The following is a 17177-nucleotide window of genomic DNA, read 5'->3' as shown; positions in this document are numbered from 1 at the left end:
AAAGCCGCCCATATTAAGTGGGCAACAGGCAAACAAAGCTTGCCTTGCAGTCTTTTCAACACATACAAAAAAGCGCAGTACCATGACTGCGCTTGGAAAACATCGGCTCTATCAGGATGCCAAATCACTCAAATACTCGGCATAGCGCTTTACATCTTCCCAGTCCGTGTAGTCGATAACCGTCTTGGGATCGGTTGGGCCGCCGGTCATCTTCATGATCAACCGGATCATAAAGCTATCCAGCCAGCCCCAAGAGGGGTAGTCCACCTTACCGGCGATAATCTTCACATCCTTGGGTTTCCAATCCGACAGAGCAATAAACTTCTGCAGATACTTGTTGTTTTCCGGTATTCGTTTCTCCGGTTTGCGGGCCACCACATTAACAGAGAAAAAGCTGAGCCCTTTTTCTGTCAACACCTGTTGGTGTTTGCTGCAAAAAGCGAACACACTCTTGTCGTAGGTGCCATAAAGCACACAAGCACCGAGTACCACGGCATCATATTTTTGCCAGTCGATGTTTTCCGCCTCGGCCGCAGCCAAATCCATGCTGTCACACTCATGACCCAACTGCTGTAGTCTTTCAGCTATACAGCGACTGATCTTGGCAGTGTGGCCACCACGGGAGAAGTAGAGCACAAGAATGGATTTCATAAGTTCGCCTATTGAGTGTCTGTAACTTAAATTGTGTGGCTTGTCGCCCAGATAGAACAAGTTGAGAGATCACATAATCGGCTTCAACTCTTAAGAATATTGCCGCAAATCGCGCTGAATCGGTAGTTTTCAGGCTAGAATTGCGATCCAGATAAAAGACTGATGATTGTACTCATCCCCCTATTCAATTAGAATAACCTAATCAAAAGGCGAAGAGGTTCCAAGCTGATGCAAAAAGATATTGATATCGCAGCCATGCTTTCCAATGCGGAAAATGCTGCCAAATGGCTCAAGGCCATCGCCAACCCTTATCGCCTGATGATCCTCTGCCTACTGTTGGATCAGGAGCTGAGCGTTACTCAATTGAATGAAACGGTTCCGCTGAGCCAATCTGCGCTGTCACAACATCTGGCAGTACTGCGCGCCGAAGATCTGGTGGCAACCCGCAAGAGTTCGCAGGTTGTTTACTACTCGCTCAAGAATCAACAGGTCACCGAGGTCATTTCTATTCTGCACCGTAAGTACTGCGCTTAGATCTCAAAGCTCGGCAAACTCGGCAGCAAACGCTTTCACCCGCTGCCAATCGGTAAATTCATAAGTACCGCTGATATCAGTTGGCCCCTTGGTTATCCACATGATCAGCCGAATCATGCTACGGTCAAATAAGCCGTAGTTAGGATAGGCTATCTTGCCGGCAAACACGCCTTGCAACTGTGGCTGCCACAGGGATAACTGCAAAAACTTCTGCATATAAGGGTTGGTTTCCGGGGTATTCTTTTCCGGCTTACGAGCGACTACATTGACGGTAAAGAAGGCATTCTTCTTGGCATTCAGCAGCGCATGGTGGTGGTTGACGAAACGGTACAGCTCCGGCCTATGCTTACCATAACGTATGCTGGCACCCACAAGGATTTTATCGAAAGTCTGCAAAGGCTCAGCTTCCGCCTCAGCCAACGATACCATAGAAACTGTCTCACCCACTTTGCTCAATTCATCGGCCATCATCTGGCATATCGCCTTGGTCTGGCCATCAACGGTCGAATAAATAATCAGAGTTTTGCTCATCAGTTCTTCCAGAAAGTCGGGGTAAACAACACCAATAAGGTAAAAATTTCCAAGCGCCCAAACAACATGGCAACCACAAGCACATACTTGGCGCCATCACCTATGCTGGCGTAATTGCTGGCAACTTCACCTAGGCCAGGCCCCAGGTTGTTAAGGCAAGCTGCGGTGGCGCTGAAGGCCGTTATCGCATCCATTCCCATGGCCATCAGGATCAGCATACAGATGACAAATACCAGCGCATAGGCGGAGAAGAACCCCCAAACAGCATCTATTACCCTATCCGGCAACGCCTTGGAACCGATACGAATGGAGAACATGGCCCTGGGATGAATTAGACGCTTAAGCTCGCGCGAGCCCTGCAACAGCAGTAACACCACGCGGATAACCTTGATACCGCCGGCTGTAGAACCACCGCTGCCGCCGATAAAGCTGGAAAACATCAACAGAATAGGCAGAAACAGCGGCCAAACATGGAAGCTCTCGGTGCCAAAACCGGCTGTGGTGGAAATGGATACCGCCTGAAACAGCGCATGATCCAGAGTTTGTTCCGGTGAATCATAGATACCCGAGTGATACAAAGTGGCGAAACAGATGGCAGTCAGCAGTAACTGAATAGCGATAAGCGCCTTGAATTCAGCATCACGAAAATAAACCTTGAAGTTGATCCCCCGGCGGGAAAACGCTGCGAAGTGCAGGCTGAAGTTCACTGCCGCAATCAGTAAAAATACCACGCAAATCAAATTGATGGTCGGGCTTTGAAAATAGCCCATGCTGGCATCATGGGTGGAGAACCCACCAATAGCGATAGTAGAAAATGAGTGACTGATGGCATCGAAGGCACTCATACCGGCGAGCCAATAGGCGCCGGCACAGGCCAAGGTCAACATCAGATAGATATACCAGAGCGTCTTGGCGGTTTCGGCAATCCTGGGGGTCATCTTGGAGTCTTTGACGGGCCCGGGGATCTCAGCCCGGTAAAGCTGCATCCCCCCAATCCCCAACACCGGCAGAATAGCTACCGCCAACACAATGATCCCCATACCACCGAGCCATTGCAGGAGGTGACGATAAAAGAGTATCGCCTTTGGCAGGTTATCCAGGCCGACTATCACAGTGGCTCCTGTGGTAGTCAGCGCCGAAAAAGACTCAAAAATACTGTCGGCTAACGACAAGTCCGGCTGTTTCGATAGTAAAAAGGGCAAGGTACCTATGGCACCAAGTACGGTCCAGAACAGCACCACGATCAAAAAACCCTCTCGGGTCTTGAGTTCTGCCTTATGGTGGCGATTGGGATACCAGAGCCAGAAACCGATAAATAGACTGATAAAGAAGGCTTTGATAAAGGCTGTACCACCGCCGTCTTCATAGATAAGGGCCACCAATGCCGGGGGCAGCATAGTGATGGAGAAAAGCCCTATCAGTAACCCGGTAATACGGGTAATCGTTCGGTAATGCATGCCGCTTTTCAATCAGTCCATTAGCCAATAAAAACTCAGCATTGTCGCACAAGTTATCAGAGTGTTCACTGTGAAAAATCTATCTTTAGTTGTCCTTGGCTCATGGGAGCCAACTCTTTATTGATACTCTCGGTAACAGATAGGGGCACGGCCAGTGTCAGGCGAATATTGTCAGTAAACTCCCGCTCTTCTATCAACACATCGAGCCTCTGCAACAGATGTTCGACATCGGGCAGTTGGTCGTAACGGCAAACCAAACTGCCTTTTTCCCTGAGCATTTTGGTCTTGGTCGCCAGCCGGGGCATCATCTGCTTGAGCCCACTACTGTAGGCACGAACCAGCCCACCCACACCCAACTTGGTGCCGCCATAGTAACGCACTACAACGGCGCCAATCTCACCTATGCCAGCACCCTGCAAGACCGCCAACATAGGGCGACCGGCACTACCACCCGGCTCGCCGTCATCACTCGACCCCATGGCCGACAGCCCCTTGGGTGCACCACAAATAAATGCCTGGCAATAATGACTGGCACCGGGATAACGCTGCTTTATCTGTTGTAGTTGCTGTTTAAACTCTTCTGGCGAATGGCAGGGAAATATCAAAGAGATAAAGCGGCTATGCTTTATCTCCTCTTCATATTCCAGCTCTTCTGCCGCAATGGGATAACTTTCAATCAATGAGACCTGACTCTCGAGTCATATTTTCGTTACTATGGGCGTGGATTATGACATTGTCTTCAATACGGATCCCACCAAACGGGCGTAAACTGGCTACCAGATCCCAATCCACCAACGCCTTGCGGCCATCTTGCCTGAGTGGCGCCAACAGGCTATCGATGAAGTAAAGTCCTGGTTCTATGGTTACTACATGCCCGGGCGCCATAGTCCTGGTGCAGCGCAGAAACGGATGCTCCTCAGGAGGGGCCACATGGGTGCCGCGTTCGTCATTGAAGAAACCACCGACATCATGCACCTGCAATCCCAACATATGCCCCAGCCCGTGAGGGAAAAAAGCCCGGGTAATACCCTGCTCCAGCAGCATCTCTTTCGAGCCTCTGGCCAGGCCGACTTCAAGTAACAGAGTCGCCAGCTGTTGATGAGCCAGCAGATGCAGCTCAGTATAACGTTTGCCGGGTCGCAAGTGTTCAATCAGTTGAAGCTGCAGTTGATTCATCGCCTGGATAAGATCGTGGAATCGATTTTTTTCAAAAGCATAGGTACGGCTGATATCGGCAGCATAGCCGTGGAAAGAGGCTCCGGCATCGATCAGAAAAGACAACCTCTGCTGTGGGCTTTCATGCTCCAACGCAGTGTAATGCAAAATAGCGGCGTTTTGGTTGAGGGCTATAATATTGCCATAGGGAATCTGATTCTCCCCTTGTGCTATGGCACTCAAGTATTGCTGCTGGATTTCAAACTCACTGGCACCACTGTAGAAGGCGTTCTTGGCCGCGCGATGGCCCTTGACCGCAATACGATTGGCCTGACGCATACATTCCAACTCGTAATCTGTCTTACAGGCACGATAAAAGTGCAGGTAGCTCATTACAGCTTCAGGGTTACAGTTATTAAACCCGAGCACAGAAGCCACTTCCAGGTGTTCACCTATATAGGCCCAGTGACCTTCGGCCACAGGCAGGAGCTCTGCCACCTTATCGGCCTTGGTCAAAATACGGATATCAAAGCTGTCACACCAGAAGCTTTGCGGCAGATCTGTCACCTTGTGCCAGAAGTCTTCGGGACGGTAAAAGATCAGCACAGGCTTGTCGCGACCATTGACCAGCAGCCAACAATGAGGCGTTTCCAGTAAAGGCACCCAGGCCTTGAAATGGGGGTTCACCTTGAAGGGGTAATCGATATCGTCCAGAAACTGCCTGTGGGGTTGACCCGAATGAATTGCCAAACCAGACAGTCCCTCACGAGCACAAATCTCGGCAACCCTTTGATTAAGAGTGTTTATATGTGATTGATAATGCTGAGCCAGTTGCATAATAAGCCGTTCCTGTTATCTGAAATCAAGGTTCCCCTTGCCATTGGACGCTGTTCACAGTTACAACAAAAGCCAATGTGCAGTGTATCACAAAGCTGAAATTTACAGCTAACCGACAAGCAATTAAACGATCGTTTAAATTGGGTGTTGTATTTTTCCTTTTTTCGAAGCACACTGAGCAACAACTGGTCAAATGATGGCCTGAGCTGCCCTACTCCTAAGCAATAAGGATGCAAGCAATGATCTACCAAAATTCGATGATTCAAGTTGAGTTACTCGAGAATAATATCGCCCGCCTTTGCTTCAATGCCGAAGGATCGGTAAACAAATTCGACCGCGCCACCCTGACCTCTCTGGATGAGGCGCTGGACGCCATCAAAGCAGAATCCAGCGTGAAAGCACTGCTGCTGACATCGGCCAAAGATGCCTTTATTGTCGGCGCCGACATTACTGAGTTCCTTGGGTTGTTCGCTCAGGAAGATGAAGTACTCTTGTCATGGTTGCAGCAAGCCAATGCGGTATTCAACAAGCTGGAAGACATGCCTTTCCCAACCGCTTCTGCCATCAATGGTTTTGCCTTGGGCGGTGGTTGCGAAACCATATTGGCCACAGACTTCCGCATTGCCGACACCAATGCCCGAATCGGCCTGCCGGAAACCAAGCTGGGGATCATCCCTGGATTCGGTGGCACAGTGCGCCTGCCAAGAGTGATAGGTGCAGATAATGCATTGGAGTGGATCACCACAGGCAAAGACCAACGCCCGGAAGCCGCACTCAAAGTCGGCGCAGTAGATGCCGTCGTGGCTCCAGAGCAACTCCAGGCCGCAGCACTACAGATGCTACAGGACGCGCTGGCGGGCAAACTTGACTGGCAGAGTCGCCGTCAACGTAAACAGTCGCCACTGACACTCCCCAAGCTGGAAGCCATGATGTCGTTCACCACAGCCAAGGGTATGGTGTTCTCTGTTGCCGGCAAGCATTATCCGGCGCCAATGGCGGCGGTTAACGTAGTGGAAAAGGCAGCCGGTCTGGGGCGTGAAGAGGCTTTATTGGTAGAACATCAAGCCTTTATTCAACTGGCCAAAACAGATGTGGCCAAGGCGCTGATCGGCATCTTCCTCAATGACCAACTGGTCAAAGGCAAAGCCAAGAAGGCCGCCAAACAAGCCAAAAATATAGAACAAGCCGCGGTATTGGGCGCAGGCATTATGGGCGGCGGTATCGCCTACCAAAGCGCCAGCAAGGGTACGCCGATTGTTATGAAAGACATAGCGCAGAAGGCGCTGGATCTCGGCCTTAACGAAGCGGCCAAGCTACTGACGGCACAGGTAGAGCGTGGTCGCTCCACCCCGGCCAAGATGGCTAAAGTACTCAACAACATCACCCCATCACTCGACTACAGCGCCGTCAAAGACGCCAACATAGTGGTCGAAGCGGTAGTAGAACATCCCAAGGTCAAGGCAACTGTGCTGGCCGAAGTCGAGCAGCAGCTAGCTGCCGATGCCATCATAACGTCCAACACCTCAACCATCTCTATTAACCTGCTTGCCAAGAGTCTGAAAGACCCTTCCCGCTTCTGCGGCATGCATTTCTTCAACCCTGTGCACAAGATGCCACTGGTGGAAGTGATCCGTGGCGAACACAGCTCGGAAGAAACCATCTCCTCTGTAGTGGCCTATGCCAGCAAGATGGGCAAGACGCCGATTGTGGTCAACGACTGCCCCGGCTTCTTTGTTAACCGGGTACTCTTCCCCTATTTCGCCGGCTTTAATGGCCTACTGGCTGATGGTGCAGACTTTATCGCCGTCGACAAGGTGATGGAGAAACAGTTTGGTTGGCCTATGGGCCCGGCTTATCTGCTGGATGTAGTCGGTTTGGATACCGGCCATCACGCCCAGGCTGTCATGGCCGAAGGCTTCCCGGACCGTATGGGCAAAACAGGCAAAGATGCCATAGATATCATGTTTAACCATGAGCGCCTGGGGCAGAAAAACGGTAAAGGTTTCTATCAGTATTCTGTGGATAAGCGTGGTAAGCCGAAGAAAGACAAGGATCCTGTCAGCTACGAATTACTGCAGGCCGAATTCGGTGAACTCAAGGAGTTCAGCAGCGATGAAATCATCGCCCGCACCATGATCCCCATGATTATTGAAACCGTACGCTGCCTGGAAGAAGGCATAGTAGCCACCCCGGCTGAAGCCGACATGGGTCTGGTATATGGTCTTGGCTTCCCACCATTCAGAGGCGGTGTGTTCCGCTATCTGGATACCATGGGCGTTGCCAACTTTGTCGCCCTGGCTGACAAATACGCCCACCTGGGGGGACTCTACCAAGTGACCGATGGCATGCGTGAACTGGCAGCCAACAACGGTTCTTACTATCAGGCCTAATTTGCGGAAAGGATTTTAACCATGAAACAAGCAGTTATCGTAGATTGCATTCGTACACCCATGGGCCGTTCCAAGGCTGGTGTATTTAGAAATGTTCGTGCAGAGACACTCTCTGCCGAGTTGATGAAAGCCCTGCTGGTACGTAATCCCCAGTTGGATCCCGGCACCATAGAAGACGTTATCTGGGGCTGTGTGCAACAGACTCTGGAGCAAGGTTTTAATATCGCCCGTAATGCCTCTCTGCTCGCGGGTATCCCCAAGCAAGTTGGTGCGGTTACTGTAAACCGTCTATGTGGCTCCTCCATGGAAGCCATTCACCAGGCAGCCAGGGCCATCATGACAGGCATGGGAGACACCTTCATCATTGGTGGTGTTGAACATATGGGTCATGTTCCCATGAGTCATGGGGTCGACTTCCACCCTGGCTTGGCAACCCGGGTTGCCAAGGCTGCCGGCATGATGGGACTGACGGCGGAAATGCTCGGTCGCATGCACGGTATTAGCCGTGAAATGCAGGATGAGTTTGCCGTGCGCTCGCACAAACGTGCGCATGCAGCCACAGTTGAAGGCCGTTTTGCCAGAGAGATCCAGGCTATCGAAGGCCATGATGCCAGTGGTGCCTTGATCAAAATCGATTATGACGAAGTGATCCGCCCTGAAACCAGTATGGAATCACTGGCAGGCCTGCGCCCCGTGTTTGACCCGGCCAACGGCACTGTTACCGCTGGTACCTCTTCGGCCCTGTCAGATGGCGCATCGGCCATGCTAGTGATGGAAGAAGAAAAAGCCAAGGCGCTGGGACTGCCTATCCGAGCTCGCATCAAGTCGATGGCAGTTGCCGGCTGTGACCCATCAATCATGGGCTATGGCCCGGTTCCAGCTACACAAAAAGCACTGACTCGCGCAGGTCTTAGCATAGCGGATATCGATCTGGTTGAGCTGAATGAAGCCTTTGCCGCGCAGTCTCTGCCTTGCGTGAAAGATCTAGGTCTTATGGAGCTGGTCGATGAGAAGGTTAACCTCAACGGTGGTGCCATCGCTTTGGGTCACCCTCTGGGTTGCTCGGGTGCCCGTATCTCCACCACATTGATCAATCTGATGGAGAGTAAAGACGCGACTTTGGGTCTGGCAACCATGTGTATTGGTCTCGGCCAAGGTATTGCCACTGTATTTGAGCGTGTCTGAGTAAATATCACCAACACAGAGAGCATCATAGAGAAGCTGCCCTTCTTAATGAAAAACCGCTTATTCCTTAAGCGGTTTTTTTATGTAAAGCTGTTTGTCCCCATCACAGAGATAATCCTTTAATTAACCTGATGTCCACAAAGACAAGGTCAGCTCGCTGACAATAAAGCGCTTTGATTAAATGTGAAGCTAGAACCAAGTACTGAATAACAAGTAGAGCCATGTTCCACGTGGAACAATGCGATAGAGCACAAAAAATAGCTATCAACTTGGTTTGACCGCTGCCTTGGAGTAATATTAGCCACTTCTGTTGTTCTCGTTGTAAGAGGTTATATGAGTCAGGTCTTTGCCAGTGCCCAACATCAACTGGATGCTTTAGGTTTGAGGTGTCCGGAACCTGTCATGATGGTTCGTAAAAAAGTCCGTCATATGGCCGAGGGCGAAACTCTGCTCATTATCGCCGATGATCCAGCTACCACAAGAGATATTCCCAGCTTTTGCCAGTTTATGGACCACACCTTGGTAGCCAGTCAAACGGATGACTTGCCTTATCAATATTTAATTAAAAAAGGTCTCTAACCTAACCCTCTCACCAGGAAGGAACCTATGATTACCCTGCTCGCTATCGCCCATAAAAAGCAAAGAAACGCGCCGATGGATTTGTTGCCCCAGGCCAAAGTCAGTTTGGCTCAAGGTGTAGAGGGCGATGTTTTTGGTAAACCAGGAAAGCGTCAGGTAACGCTGTTATCTCAACAACAGTGGCAACAAGCCTGTACTCAATTACAGACAGAGCTACCCTGGACGTGCCGCAGAGCCAACTTGCTGCTGGATGGTCTGGAGTTTGCACCTGAGTTGGTGGGTAAATACCTGAGGATTGGTGAACAACTGGTGCTTGAACTTACCGGAGAAACTGACCCCTGCGGCAAAATGGAGCGAGCATACCCAGGGTTGGAAGCAGCATTAACGCCTGGTTGGCGTGGTGGCTGTACTGCCAAAGTGATAAATCCGGGAAAAATCAAGCCTCTGGACCCGGTTCAGTTACTCGATAGCTGGCCAAATCGCAACTTAGACTTATAAAAAATGGAAAACTAATTGATACAGTATTGAGGTTTTACTGTTAACAAATTTGTGAGATAACAGACAGTCGGTAACCGATAACTAAAATAAGGCCGCTGTCATGTTGAGACCTAAACTAACCCCTCTGTACACAGCTGTTTCGTTGCTCTTTTCAGCTTCGGCATTCAGTGACGATCACGCAACCAAGTGGGACGTCAATGCCCCACAGAATGCTCCCCTAGAACAAGCCAAAATTCAGGTCTCTGAAGGTACCTGGATGAACCTAAGCCTGAGCCCGGATGGCAAATACCTGGTGTTTGATCTGCTGGGTGACATCTACAGAATTCCCGCACAGGGCGGCGAAGCCGAACCTTTAGCACAAGGCATAGCCTGGCAGATGCAGCCCGTCTACAGCCCAGATGGCAAATACATTGCCTTTACATCGGATCAAGATGGCGGCGACAACATCTGGGTAATGAATGCTGACGGCAGTAATCCGCGTCCGGTAACCAATGAAACATTCCGCCTGCTCAACAGCCCGGCCTGGAGCCCTGATTCCCAATATCTGGTGGCGCGAAAGCACTTCACAGCCAGTCGCAGTCTAGGAGCCGGGGAAGTCTGGCTTTATCATATTGCCGGTGGCGAAGGAGTTAAACTCACCGAGCGGCCAAATGATCAGAAAGACTTGGGTGAACCCGCCTATTCCCCGGACGGCCGATATATCTACTTCAGCCAAGATGCCACCCCAGGCAAGACCTTTCACTACTCCAAAGACTCGGTCAAAGGCATATACAAGATAAAACGCTACGATACTCAAACCGGGGATATCGAAGTGCTTGTCGAGGGCACTGGTGGCGCCATCAGACCTACTCCGAGCCCGGATGGCAAACAGTTGGCCTACATCAAACGCGACGGTTTTCAGTCAACCTTATACCTGTTGGATCTGGCTTCCGGTAAAGAGCAAAAGCTCTATGGCGACCTTGACAGAGACATGCAGGAAACCTGGGCGATACATGGTGTTTATCCCACTATGGCCTGGAGTCCAGATAGTGCAGAGATCTATTTCTGGGCAAAAGGCAAAATCCACAGACTCGAATTGGCATCCAAACAAACGGCAGAGATCCCATTCAATGTCACCACAGAGCTTGCTGTGCAACCGGCGGTGCGCTTTAAGCAGGACATAGATCAGCAGCAACTGGATGTCAAAATGCTGCGCATGGCTCAGGTATCGCCAGATGGAACCAAAGTCATCTACGAAGCTCTGGGAAAAATCTGGATAAAGCAGCTGCCGGACGGCAAACCGAAGCGCCTGACCCGTTTGGATGACCGGGTGGATGAGTTATTCCCTCAATGGTCCCGTGACGGTAAGCGAGTGGTGTTTACCACATGGAATGATCAGCAACAAGGCAGCGTTAGAACCATCAGTGCCCGAGGAGGAAAAACCACAACACTGACCCAAGAGCCGGGGAAATATATTGAGCCCACCTTCTCTCCCGATGGCAAGCAAGTTGTGTTTCGTAAAATTGCCGGTGGCTATATTACTCCAAAAACCTGGAGTCAGGATCCCGGGCTCTACCTGGTTGACAGCAATGGTAAAGGACTAAAGAAACTCTCAGCTCAGGGCTTCCAACCACAGTTTGGTGCCGACAATGACAGAGTCTACTTTATCGAGAGTGGTGAAACGCCGCAACTAGCCTCAATAGCGCTTAGTGGTTTCGATAAGCGGGTACACTACACCAGCAAACACGCCACAGAATTCAGGGTATCTCCCGATGGTAAGCAACTCGCATTTGCCGAACGTTTCCGGGTTTGGGTCACCCCCTTCGCCAAGCATGGTGAAACCGTTGATATCGGGCCTAAGGCGACTAATTTGCCGGTAACACAGCTCAGTACCCGTGCCGGTGAGAGTATCAGTTGGGGCGCCAACAGCGATCAGCTCTATTGGACCCTTGGCCCAGAACTCTATCAAGTGAACCTGGATAACGACTATCGAGAGAAGAATGCCAAGGACAAGGTCCAAGTTACTGAGATTGGTTTTCAGACAGAGATGGATGTTCCACGTGGAACAATCGCTTTCGTCGGCGGAAAGATCATCACAATGGAGAATGATAGGGTCATAGATAAAGGTGTGGTGTTGGTGAAAGATAACCATATCCAAGCCGTGGGTGAAGCCGGCATGGCTATTCCGGATGATGCTATGCTAGTGGATATCTCAGGTAAGACACTGATGCCGGGTCTGTTTGATGCCCATGCCCATGGCGCTCAAGGTGAAAGCGAAATCATCCCCCAGCAGAACTGGCAGTTATATGCCGGCTTGGCCTTGGGGGTTACCAGCATCCATGATCCCTCCAATGACACTACCGAAATTTTTGCTGCCAGCGAGCAACAAAAAGCCGGAAAGATTGTTGGCCCGCGGATATTCTCTACCGGCACCATACTCTATGGAGCCAACTTACCAGGCTACACCAGTCACATAGACTCATTGGATGATGCCAAATTCCACCTCGAACGACTTAAAAAAGTCGGCGCTTTCAGCGTCAAGAGCTATAACCAACCCAGGCGCAATCAGCGTCAACAAGTCATAGCCGCGGCCAGAGAATTGGAGATGATGGTGGTTCCAGAGGGAGGAAGCCTGCTGCAGCATAATCTCACCATGATTGCCGATGGCCACACCACAGTGGAACATTCCCTGCCGGCCGCAGCAATCTACGACGATATTAAGCAATTCTGGAGCCAAACCCAAGTAGGTTACACCCCCACTCTGGTGGTGGCCTATGGCGGCATTTCGGGTGAAAACTATTGGTACGATAAGACAGATGTCTGGGCTCATCCACGATTGTCAAAATATGTTCCTGCCGATCTGTTGCGGGCTCGCTCCATGAGAAGGCCTACCGCACCGGATGAACATTACAACCACTTCAATGTAGCCAGAGTCGCCAATGAGGTGAATCAATTGGGGATCCATCCCAACATTGGTGCCCATGGTCAGCGTGAAGGCTTGGCTGCTCATTGGGAGATGTGGATGTTTGCCCAGGGCGGTATGAGCAATATGGAAGTGCTGAAGACGGCAACGCTTTATCCCGCCAAGACCTTCGCTATGGACCATCAGCTTGGTTCAATTAAACCAGGCAAATTAGCCGACCTTATTGTTATCGACGGTAACCCACTAGAGGACATTAGGGTCACAGACAGGGTCACTCATACTATGGTCAATGGCAAACTCTATGATGCCGAAACCATGAATCAACTCAATGGTGATAAGAAGCAGCGCCAGCCCTTCTTCTTTGAAGATATTTAAAAAAGATTAAACCCGACGTAAATACGGAAGGATGTTCCACGTGGAACATCCTTTTATTTTATAAGCAGTAGCAGTACCAAAGCTAACAGTAGATAGCTAACAAGCGCCGGCAACAGGAAACGGATGAGTGTAGGCATGATGGCTTGTTTGCCAAAGCTGAGTCGCAGTAAAGTATCGCCCACCCGTACGGCCCACAATTTCACCAGCACCAGAGTTGGCAATGCAAATAGCGCCCCAATAAACACACTTACGCCATCACTAAGCGCCAATAATCGACCAAAAACAAATGCGATAAACATCCAGAATAGCATGCACAACGGTAGATAAATTATCGCCGCAAAGGGCCCGGGCCCTGGACCCGAACTGAACAGCGCCAGCAAAAAACGGCGACGCCGGGAAAACTTAATCATGGGGATAACAACAGCAATCCAACAAATGATCGTTGACCATGCCAACAGCCTGCATAAAGGCATAGCAAATCGTCGGGCCACAGAAGTTAAACCCCAGTTTTTTCAGCGCCTTGGACATCGCCTCCGACTCGGGTGTTTGAGCCGGAACCTGAGTCAGGGTTTCAAAGCGATTCACTTTGGGTACCCCGCCGACAAAACCCCAAAGAAATTCTGAAAAATCATTACCTTGTTCCACAAATGCCAGATATGCCTTGGCGTTTCGAACTATGGAATTCACCTTGGCTCTGTTGCGCACTATCCCTGGGTCTTGCAGCAATTCATCTATTTTGGCTTGGTCGAACCCGGCAATGACTTGGGGATCAAACCCGGCAAAGGCACGTTCATAGTTAGCCTGCTTTTTGAGTATGGTCAGCCAAGACAGTCCCGCCTGCTGACCATCGAGACAGAGCTTGGCAAACAGTTCTTTGGCATCGTACACCGGCCTTCCCCACACCTTGTCGTGATATTCCTGATAGAGAGGATCATCAGTCACCCAGCCACAACGAACTATATCCATTACTCAAAATCCCTTAAATCGCTAAATCCGATAAAAAATAACCTACATAAGCCTATATCGACAAGGTATAATCGAAACCATTTTCTATTAATAGCTGACAGCAGTAGATATGACGACGAAACACGACGTGAAGACATTCCAGGGTTTTATCTTGACCCTGCAAGAATACTGGGCGCAGCAAGGTTGCGCCATAGTTCAACCCCTGGACATGGAGGTCGGTGCCGGCACCTTCCATCCACAAACCTTTTTGCGTTCATTGGGCCCTGAGCCGATGAGCAGCGCGTATGTCCAACCATCGCGCCGCCCTACCGACGGCCGCTATGGTGAAAACCCCAACCGTCTTCAGCACTACTATCAGTTTCAGGTCGTATTGAAACCTTCACCGGATAATATTCAGGAGCTATACCTCGGCTCACTGCAAGCCCTGGGTGTAGACCCAAGTATCCATGATATCCGTTTCGTTGAAGACAACTGGGAATCACCTACCCTGGGGGCCTGGGGCCTGGGCTGGGAAGTTTGGCTCAACGGTATGGAAGTCAGCCAGTTCACCTATTTCCAACAGGTTGGTGGCCTAGAGTGTAGCCCGGTAACCGGCGAAATCACCTATGGTCTAGAGCGTCTTGCCATGTATATTCAAGGCGTAGACAGCGTCTATGATCTGGTGTGGACCGACGGCCCAATGGGAAGGATCACCTATGGTGACGTGTTCCACCAAAACGAAGTGGAGCAGTCAACCTACAACTTTGAACATGCCGATGTCGACTTCCTGTTCGGTCTGTTCGATCAGTGCGAGAAAACCTGCCAGCACCTGCTTTCACTGGAAAAACCTCTGCCTCTGCCCGCTTATGAGCAAGTTATGAAGGCTTCACACGCCTTCAACCTACTCGATGCCCGTCACGCCATCTCTGTGACCGAGCGTCAGCGCTATATCCTGCGGGTGCGCACCATGGCCAAGGCGGTAGCCGAAGCTTATTACCAGGCGCGTGAAGCCCTGGGCTTCCCAATGTGCAAGTGAGGTAGAACTAATGAATTTTGACAACTTACTCATAGAGATAGGTACAGAAGAGCTGCCACCAAAAGCCCTACGCACTCTGGCAGAATCTTTTGTAAACAACTTCTGCGAAGAACTGGACAAGGCCGAACTCAGCTATAGCAAGGCACACTGGTATGCCGCTCCGCGCCGCTTGGCGCTCTACATAGAGCAACTGGCTCTGGCACAACAGGATAAAGTGGTTGAGAAAAGAGGCCCAGCGGTCAGCTCGGCCTTTGATGCCGAAGGCAAGCCAACCAAGGCCGCCGAAGGCTGGGCCCGCGGCAATGGTATCAGCGTTGCCGAAGCCGAGCGTCTGGTGACAGACAAGGGTGAATGGCTGCTGCACCGAGCCAAGGTTGAAGGTGTGACCACTGAAAGCCTGATCCCGTCCATGGCTCAACACGCTCTGGACAAGCTGCCGATCCCCAAGCCTATGCGCTGGGGCAGCAACAAGACTCAATTTATCCGCCCCGTGCACACAGTTACTATACTACTGGGCGACAAGCTGGTAGCCGGTGAGCTGCTGGGTATCAATTCAGCGCGTACCATTCGAGGTCACCGCTTTATGGGTGAAGCCAGCTTCGAGCTGGATCATGCCGACAACTATCTCAGCAGCTTGAAAGAGCGCGGTAAGGTGATTGCCGACTATCAGGCCAGAATAGATATCATCAAGACAGACGCAGAAAAAGCCGCTGCCAAGTTGGGTGGCCGTGCCGATATCGCCGATGAACTGCTTGAAGAAGTCGCCTCCTTGGTTGAATGGCCTGTGGTACTGACAGCGGCTTTCGAAGAGAAGTTTTTGCAGGTACCCGCTGAAGCCCTGGTCTACACAATGAAAGGCGATCAGAAATACTTCCCGGTATTTGATGGCAACAATAAACTGATGCCCAACTTCATCTTTGTGACCAATATTGAGTCCAAAGATCCGGCGCAAATCATTGCCGGAAATGAGAAAGTTGTCCGCCCTCGCCTGGCCGATGCCGAATTCTTCTTTAACACAGATAAAAAGCAATCACTCGAGTCCCGCATTACCAGCCTGGAAACCGTGGTATTCCAGAAGCAATTGGGCACCCTTAAAGACAGAGTGGAGCGTATCTCCTGTGTGGCCGAAGCCATTGCGGCCAAAATCGATGCCAACCAAGCCGATGCCAAGCGTGCCGGTCTGTTGTCCAAGGCCGATTTGATGACCAATATGGTCATGGAATTTACCGACACTCAAGGCACCATGGGTATGCATTACGCGCGCCTCGAAGGCGAAACCGAAGCGGTTGCCCAGGCATTGGAAGAACAGTACAAGCCCAAGTTCTCCGGTGATACTGTGCCCACAGCGCCGGTATCCTGCGCTGTTGCACTGGCAGAGAAGCTGGATACCCTGAGCGGGATATTCGGTATCGGCCAGGCTCCTAAAGGCGCTGCCGACCCCTTTGCCCTGCGCCGCGCGGCCATAGGTGTACTGAGGATCATTGTTGAGAACAAACTGCCACTGGATCTGGTCGAGCTGATTGCCTACGCCATCAAGGCCCACGGCAGCAACCTCAGCAATCAGAACTGCGCCGAAGAGGTGCTGGAATTCCTGATGGGCCGTTTCCGCGCCTGGTATCAGGATAAAGGCATCAGTACCGATGTGATTCTGGCGGTTCTGGCCCGTAGACCAACTCGTCCGGCCGACTTTGACAGCCGTATCCAGGCCGTCAGCCATTTCCGCAGCCTGGAGCAGGCTGCCTCTCTGGCCGCTGCCAACAAGCGGGTTTCCAACATTCTTGCCAAGGTTGAAGGTGAATTGCCAAGCGAAGTCGATATGACTCTGCTGCAGGAAGATGCCGAGAAAGCCCTGAATCAAGTTCTGAGCTCACTTCAGCCACAACTTGACCCCTTATTTGCCAAAGGGGAGTATCAACAGGGATTGACCCTGCTGTCGACGCTGAAAGAGCCGGTAGATACCTTCTTTGAAGATGTGATGGTAATGGCCGACGATGAAGCGCTGCGTCGTAATCGTCTGGCACTGCTGAATCAACTGCGAAATCAGTTCCTGCGGGTGGCCGACATATCACTGTTGCAGTGATGGCTGTTGCTGTAATGGCAAA

15 protein-coding genes are annotated in these 17177 nt (G+C 51.0%); 8 read left to right on the top strand and 7 right to left on the bottom strand.

Annotation, left to right across the window (positions count from 1 at the left end):
• Positions 1 to 111 precede the first annotated feature (111 nt).
• On the bottom strand, positions 112 to 651 hold the full coding sequence (hemG, locus tag SIL79_RS07205) for a menaquinone-dependent protoporphyrinogen IX dehydrogenase (RefSeq protein WP_039035695.1): 540 nt from the start codon (positions 649 to 651) through the stop codon (positions 112 to 114).
• A gap of 228 nt (positions 652 to 879) precedes the next feature.
• Between hemG (SIL79_RS07205) and SIL79_RS07200 the strand changes: the two genes are divergently transcribed.
• Positions 880 to 1185 (top strand): ArsR/SmtB family transcription factor, encoded by a 306-nt coding sequence (locus SIL79_RS07200; RefSeq protein ID WP_039035694.1) that lies wholly within the window; start codon positions 880 to 882, stop codon positions 1183 to 1185.
• A gap of 3 nt (positions 1186 to 1188) precedes the next feature.
• Here SIL79_RS07200 and hemG (SIL79_RS07195) read toward each other — a convergent pair whose 3' ends face one another.
• From hemG (SIL79_RS07195) to pepQ, 4 genes are all read right to left on the bottom strand, one after another.
• Complete coding sequence (hemG, locus tag SIL79_RS07195) at positions 1189 to 1716, bottom strand: menaquinone-dependent protoporphyrinogen IX dehydrogenase (protein WP_039035693.1); 528 nt, start codon at positions 1714 to 1716, stop codon at positions 1189 to 1191.
• The gene (locus SIL79_RS07190) at positions 1716 to 3173 is read right to left on the bottom strand and encodes a TrkH family potassium uptake protein (protein WP_039035692.1); all 1458 of its coding nucleotides are present in this window, start codon (positions 3171 to 3173) and stop codon (positions 1716 to 1718) included. The genes hemG (SIL79_RS07195) and SIL79_RS07190 overlap by 1 nt, the downstream gene beginning before the upstream one ends.
• A 65-nt stretch (positions 3174 to 3238) precedes the next feature.
• Positions 3239 to 3853 (bottom strand): YigZ family protein, encoded by a 615-nt coding sequence (locus SIL79_RS07185; protein WP_071476705.1) that lies wholly within the window; start codon positions 3851 to 3853, stop codon positions 3239 to 3241.
• Positions 3846 to 5168 (bottom strand): Xaa-Pro dipeptidase, encoded by a 1323-nt coding sequence (pepQ, locus tag SIL79_RS07180; RefSeq protein ID WP_215774367.1) that lies wholly within the window; start codon positions 5166 to 5168, stop codon positions 3846 to 3848. The genes SIL79_RS07185 and pepQ overlap by 8 nt, the downstream gene beginning before the upstream one ends.
• A 236-nt stretch (positions 5169 to 5404) precedes the next feature.
• Between pepQ and fadB the strand changes: the two genes are divergently transcribed.
• The 5 genes from fadB to SIL79_RS07155 all read left to right on the top strand — a co-directional run bounded on the left by fadB (position 5405) and on the right by SIL79_RS07155 (position 13094).
• Positions 5405 to 7555: a fatty acid oxidation complex subunit alpha FadB gene (gene fadB / locus SIL79_RS07175; RefSeq protein ID WP_319619093.1), complete on the top strand. Its 2151-nt coding sequence runs from the start codon at positions 5405 to 5407 to the stop codon at positions 7553 to 7555.
• Positions 7556 to 7576: 21 nt separating this feature from the next.
• Positions 7577 to 8740 (top strand): acetyl-CoA C-acyltransferase FadA, encoded by a 1164-nt coding sequence (gene fadA, locus SIL79_RS07170; RefSeq protein ID WP_039035688.1) that lies wholly within the window; start codon positions 7577 to 7579, stop codon positions 8738 to 8740.
• Between the two features lie 333 nt (positions 8741 to 9073).
• Positions 9074 to 9319, top strand: a complete 246-nt coding sequence (gene tusA / locus SIL79_RS07165) for a sulfurtransferase TusA (protein WP_039035687.1) — start codon at positions 9074 to 9076, stop codon at positions 9317 to 9319.
• A 27-nt stretch (positions 9320 to 9346) separates the two neighbouring features.
• Complete coding sequence (locus SIL79_RS07160; protein WP_319619092.1) at positions 9347 to 9817, top strand: MOSC domain-containing protein; 471 nt, start codon at positions 9347 to 9349, stop codon at positions 9815 to 9817.
• 100 nt (positions 9818 to 9917) lie between these two features.
• Positions 9918 to 13094 (top strand): amidohydrolase family protein, encoded by a 3177-nt coding sequence (locus SIL79_RS07155; protein WP_234501627.1) that lies wholly within the window; start codon positions 9918 to 9920, stop codon positions 13092 to 13094.
• A 53-nt stretch (positions 13095 to 13147) separates the two neighbouring features.
• Here the strand turns inward: SIL79_RS07155 and SIL79_RS07150 are convergent, their stop codons facing one another.
• Positions 13148 to 13393: a hypothetical protein gene (locus SIL79_RS07150; RefSeq protein ID WP_319619091.1), complete on the bottom strand. Its 246-nt coding sequence runs from the start codon at positions 13391 to 13393 to the stop codon at positions 13148 to 13150.
• A gap of 103 nt (positions 13394 to 13496) precedes the next feature.
• Positions 13497 to 14060: a DNA-3-methyladenine glycosylase I gene (locus SIL79_RS07145; RefSeq protein WP_071476699.1), complete on the bottom strand. Its 564-nt coding sequence runs from the start codon at positions 14058 to 14060 to the stop codon at positions 13497 to 13499.
• A 109-nt stretch (positions 14061 to 14169) separates the two neighbouring features.
• On the opposite strand from SIL79_RS07145, the gene glyQ reads away from it, so the two are divergent.
• A complete protein-coding gene (gene glyQ, locus SIL79_RS07140; RefSeq protein ID WP_028780936.1) occupies positions 14170 to 15075 on the top strand; it encodes a glycine--tRNA ligase subunit alpha in 906 nt (301 codons plus the stop codon).
• 10 nt (positions 15076 to 15085) lie between these two features.
• Positions 15086 to 17155: a glycine--tRNA ligase subunit beta gene (gene glyS, locus SIL79_RS07135; RefSeq protein ID WP_319619090.1), complete on the top strand. Its 2070-nt coding sequence runs from the start codon at positions 15086 to 15088 to the stop codon at positions 17153 to 17155.
• The last annotated feature ends 22 nt before the right edge of the window (positions 17156 to 17177 follow it).

It is taken from the genome of Shewanella indica, from assembly GCF_033842865.1.
Classification (GTDB): Bacteria; Pseudomonadota; Gammaproteobacteria; order Enterobacterales; family Shewanellaceae; genus Shewanella; species Shewanella indica.
This window is presented reverse-complemented; position numbering and strand designations above follow the sequence as displayed.